The organism is Deltaproteobacteria bacterium (assembly GCA_020845895.1).
Taxonomy (GTDB): Bacteria; Lernaellota; Lernaellaia; order JACKCT01; family JACKCT01; genus JADLEX01.
The window spans coordinates 1-4,199 of sequence record JADLEX010000084.1 but is presented as its reverse complement, the minus strand read 5'-3'; the positions used below and the strand labels follow the sequence as shown (position 1 = coordinate 4,199).

At 65.1% G+C, this 4,199-nt stretch carries 2 protein-coding genes; one reads left to right on the top strand and one right to left on the bottom strand.

Going from position 1 to position 4,199, the window contains the following annotated elements:
- Positions 1-2,746 (bottom strand): N-acetylmuramoyl-L-alanine amidase (locus IT350_11200; GenBank protein MCC6158607.1); only part of this gene is annotated, 2,746 nt, incomplete at its 3' end.
- Positions 2,747-3,015: 269 nt separating this feature from the next.
- Here IT350_11200 and IT350_11195 point away from each other — a divergent pair.
- Positions 3,016-4,125, top strand: coding sequence for a hypothetical protein (locus tag IT350_11195; protein ID MCC6158606.1), 1,110 nt, complete (start codon positions 3,016-3,018; stop codon positions 4,123-4,125).
- Positions 4,126-4,199: the final 74 nt, after the last annotated feature.

The following is a 4,199-nucleotide window of genomic DNA, read 5'->3' as shown; positions in this document are numbered from 1 at the left end:
TCGTCGTGGAACCGGCCGAACTTGTCGTCGTCGCGGTCGAACTGGTCGTCGAGCCGCCGGTACTGCTGGTCGTTGTCGCGACGGTTGTTGTCGTGGTCGCGATCGTAGTCGACGTTGTGGTCGATGTCGTGGTCGCGATCGTGGTCGATGTCGTGGTCGATGTTGTGGTCGTGCTCGTGGTCGTCGATTCGAGCAGGAAATCCATCGCGGCGGACATGACCTGCCGGCGCGCGGTGATCGAATAGATCGTCTCGAAGGGAAACCCGAGATACACGATGCGGAAGACGCCCGTGTCGTCCACCACCGCCGCGCCGCCGCCCGATGAACACGTGCCGCCCACGTACGCCATGTCGGTCGATCCGCCGCCGACCGCTTTCACGCAGTCCGGCCAATCCGCCGCGTAGATGGTGTAGTCGTCGAAATCGAATGCGAAGGGCGCGATGCCCGCGAAGATGCCCGACGCGCTCACCGCGCCCGTCCCCGACGAGTCGTTGGTGTAAACCGCGCGCAGATAGTCCGTGAAAAATTCGCGATCCGCGCTGTCGCCCAGCGCCCACAGATCCCAGCCGATCTCCGATCCGCTGACGAAGAGCCGCCCGCCGGCGTCGAGATAATCGGCGACCAGCAGCTGCTCGTCGGGATCGAAGGTGTCGTCGCCGAACGACTCCTCGCCCGCGATCCACACCACCGCCGGGTAGTCGAACAGATCCACGTCGCCGTCCGCCACCGCTTCGTTCGACGCCGAGTCGATTTCCAACCCGGCGGCAAAGAGCGCGTCGGCGTGCGCGATCACATAGTCGTACGCATTCATGCGGTCCAAGTAACCACGATCGATCGTGCCACCGCCGTAGTACGATTCGGGAACGTTCATGGTCGAATCGATACGGTCGAATCCGTTGACGACCAGCACGCGCGAGCCCGTGCCGGTTGAAACGGCGAGCGTCTCGGTCGGAAAGCTTTCACCGCCGTCGTTGGTCGCGCTCGCGCGGGCGTAGTAAAGCGTGCCATCGCGCGGCGGGGGGGCGGCCGCGGCGGCAACCTGCGTGACGACCAACGCGTCGCCGAAACCCTTGCCGCTCGTGCCGAGGTAGAAGCGATACCCGGTGGCCGCATCGCCCGCGAGACCGCCGCCGTCCGCCGGTGGTGCGGTCCAACTCGCCACGATGTCCGCACCGTCGTATGTCACCGCGAGCGACTCGGGCGGCTCAGGCAAAAATTTCGGCGTCACGCCGTCCCGCACGGCGAAATAACGCACCGCCCCCTGATACACCGCGCGGGCGACGAGTTTGCGAAACTCGGGCTCCGCCAGATCCGCCGCGTCGGACGCGGTGTCGTGGAATGCGATCTCAAACAGCGCGCCCGGCGTTTCGGCGTTGTAGCTCGGGTTGATCTCGCCGTACCAGTTAGTGTGCTTGCCGCGATCGGTCCAGCCGGCGTCCCACCCCGCGCGAATGTCGGCCACCATCTCCGCATGGATGCGGTCGCGCAGCGCCGTCGAGCCCGCCACGCCGTCAAAGGGCGCGTCGTATCCCCCTGACGCGTAGGTGTACGACTCGGTACCCGTGCCCGGGTTCGGCGCGTTGGTGTGCCACGAAATATAGACGCCGTCCTCCCAGCTCTCGTTTTCCCACGCGGCGTAGCGCGGCATGGTCGTCACGGTGCTCGTCGCGCACGTGTCGCAGCCCATGAACGGCGCGTGGTAAAGCCCCGACATCTCCCAGCGCGGCTTGCCCGCGTCCTCGTCCATGCCGCCGCCGAAACGCACCGCGTCGACGATCACGAACTTCGACGTGTCCGAACCCTGATTCGTGAAGACCACGCTGCGCCGCGAGACAGGGTCATCCGCGCGAAAATAATACCGGCCGAGATACCGCCACGTGAAGCCGTCGCGCTGCATGTTGTGCGTGAAGACGCTGTCGCCGTCCGCGTGACGCACCGTGATCCTCGCGTCGGTCGAGCGGTTCGATCCGCCCGTGTACCAGACGGACACGGTGTAGAGCCCGTCCTCGGCGATGGCCGCAGGGAATGTCGCGGTGGCCGTGGCCGATCCCGCGACCGCCTTCGCCAGATAGTTCGAACCGTAGTAGCCGGGCGTGGAGGTCGAGGTCGTCCACGTTCCCGTGAGCGTCACGGACGGGTCCGCGTTGTCCACGATCGACATGTTCGTGTTCAGGTCGCGCTCGCGCATCGTCACCACCAGCGCGCCCGCGTTGTGGAAATACGGCACGAGGAATTGCAGCACCGCCTCGGCGTTCGAAAAATCCTCGACGAGACCGTTGGTGTTGCCGCGCTGCGTGAGCCAGGACGAACCGTTCAGGTACCACCCGTGGCCCGGCGAGAGAAAGACGCTTTTGCCCGAAAGAAATCCGGCGGGCGACGGCTGCCCGTAACCCGGCGGCCCCGACTTTTCGCGGGGAGCTTCGAACGGCTTTTTTGGCGGAGGCGGCGGCGCATCGAACGCGCGACCGATGGGAACATACGCGGCCGAATCGCCGAACCGAGCGAAAATGCGCACGAAGCCGCGCGACGCCCGGCCCTCGCGCGCGGCGGCGTCGGCGATGGCGTTGGTGTCGTGCGCCGCGAGGTCGCGGCTGGAGCTCGCGGGGAAGGTGACATAGATGTTCGTTCCGCCCGCGACGCGCTCGACGCGATCCACCCGCGCGCCCGCGCCGGCCAGCGCATCGGCGACGGACGGCGGCGAACCCGCGTGCGCGAGCACGACGCCGACCACCGCGACGATCGCCACGCATGCCGCCCGCCATGTCGTTCGCAACGCCATTCGCATCGACGCACCCGAAAAGAATGGCTCCATTGGAGCCGAACCGAGGATTGGGTGCAACCGCATCTCGGACACCGGCGGGCGTGACTCATTGAGAGTCCGCGGAACTCCTCTTATTGTGTCCCCGAAATTTCACCGGTAGCAGAAGCGTCATCCGGTGCGCGTTCGGAAACCGAACCGCGTCGCTCGACGTCGAAGCGCCGTGTCGATCATGCACGACTGTAGGGGAAATCAGCGTGACGAAACTGCGTGATGAGGTTGTGAGTTTTCTCCGGACCGATCCGGAAGCGATCTATCGCCGTCTCGATCCAACGCCGGAGGCATTCCGGCTGGTGGCGAGGCATCTGCGTCGAGAGAAGCGGTGGACGGATTCGGCCATCGTCCCGATTCTCGCGAGGCTCACGGATACGCAGCAGCCGGTCGCCAAACTGACATTCGACTACGATCCGCCGCTACCGCCTGCTCTCGCCCAGGACCTGCAAGACCTCTATAAATTTTCGCTGAACCGGCAACTGATGGACCGCCGCGGCCGCTACGGACAGATGAAACGCAGCGCGAACAAGATGGCGCCCGCCAATCCGGCTTTTTGCCGTGCACTACTGGATCTCCTCGAGCGGGCCTCCAGCGTGCGCGAGGCCGATCGAATGATCCGCGAGTCGCTGGCCGAGGACAATCCGCACCTGGAAATCTCCATGCTGTCCCAGTACCTCGTGATGGTGAACCCGCATGTTTACACCACCATGAATTCGAAGAGCGAAGCCATGGTGCGCGCGGTCACGCATGACGACGCGGCGTCTCTTCACCCGCGCGAATATTTCCGCGTGATTTCGGCCATGCGCGACGCCCTGACGAGACTGACGCGTTGGCTGGCGGTCCCGGATCGAACGCTCGTCGATTTCCCGACCTTCGAACTGATTTTCGAAGCGTTCAATGCGAGACAGATTTTTCGCGAAGCCGGCATCGAGTTTCCCCCCAAAGCGCTTGGGTCCGACGCCGACCGGCACACCATCGCCCTCGACGAGGAAGGTGCCAAAGAGCCGGACGTTCACGCGCACGCGGTCGCGGCAGCCAAGGGGTATTTCGAAAAGCAATTCGGTCCGACCTCAGTCCTTCACATTCCGCGCTCAGGCCGGTCGGTTCACGATTTCGAGGTGCGTTCGGACGACGGCAACCTGTTCGTCGTGGTTTGCGGCGGTGCCGCCGGCGAAACGCCGACTCCGTTCACGCCGAGACAGCGAATCTTTGTTGACGCCCTGGCTCCCACCGGCGCCGTGCGCGTGGCGTACGTCGATTTGCGTGCGAATGGCGAGACGGACGTGAGGATGGCGACCACCATCGAGGAGTGAGGGAGTCGAGCCGTCACGGACTCGCCGCGAACTCCCTCGCCAGCGGATGATCGCCGTAGCGTTCGCGAAGCCGC